The 626-nt window shown below is 67.9% G+C and carries 1 protein-coding gene; it reads right to left on the bottom strand.

Annotated features, from left to right (window positions below; translation table 11 throughout):
- Positions 1-120: 120 nt before the first annotated feature.
- Entirely contained in the window at positions 121-570 is a 450-nt protein-coding gene (locus CCL05_RS39435; RefSeq protein WP_086565418.1) for a hypothetical protein, read from the bottom strand.
- Between the last annotated feature and the right edge of the window lie 56 nt (positions 571-626).

Here is a 626-nt window from a genome sequence, read left to right as displayed (position 1 = left end):
CTGATGAACAAGGTGGTTCAGTGCATCAACAGCGGCCAGGACTGCAAGTAACGGCCCGCTAGAAAAGCCGGCGGTGGGATCTCCCACCGCCGGCTTTCGCGTGCCCCCGAAGTGACGCGGTCAGTTGGCGTGGTGACCTGAGTGCGACGGCTCCTCGCTCTTGCCGCCGGAGGAGTGACCGGAGTGGTTGGTCCCCACCTCCACGGTGCCGCCCAGCGTGCCGCGCAGCGTCTGCAGCAGGTCCTCGTGGCCGACGGCCACCCACTTGCGCCCGACCAGGTAGAAACCGCCGTAGTCCTTGGCCGTGTTGATCCACTCGCGCTGGCCGCGGTCGGTGGCGAAGGTCGCGAGGACGTATTTTTCCTTGCCCTTCTTGCAGAGGGCCTGGCGGATCTCGTCGGCGTCGGTCTGCATGTTCGGCTTGCACTTGGCCTCTGCCGCGATGTGCTCCAGGCTGCCGGTCACCTCCTCCGGCACGGCCGCCTCGTCCTTGCCGCCGGATCCGCAGCCGGCCAGCGCCAGTATCGCCACCGCGCCGCTCAGCGCGAGCATCGATCGGGTCACCCTCATCTGTTCCTCCGGTCCTTGTCACGGCACGGTCCGGACGCATGCCGCACGGAGCCCCG

This window comes from Streptomyces africanus, from assembly GCF_002150735.1.
GTDB lineage: Bacteria > Actinomycetota > Actinomycetes > Streptomycetales > Streptomycetaceae > Streptomyces > Streptomyces africanus.
This window is presented reverse-complemented; position numbering and strand designations above follow the sequence as displayed.

Coding starts and splice junctions, on each gene's coding strand:
- CCL05_RS39435 (WP_086565418.1), bottom strand. CDS start 570: ATGAGGGTGACCCGATCGATGCTCGCGCTGAGCGGCGCGGTGGCGATA.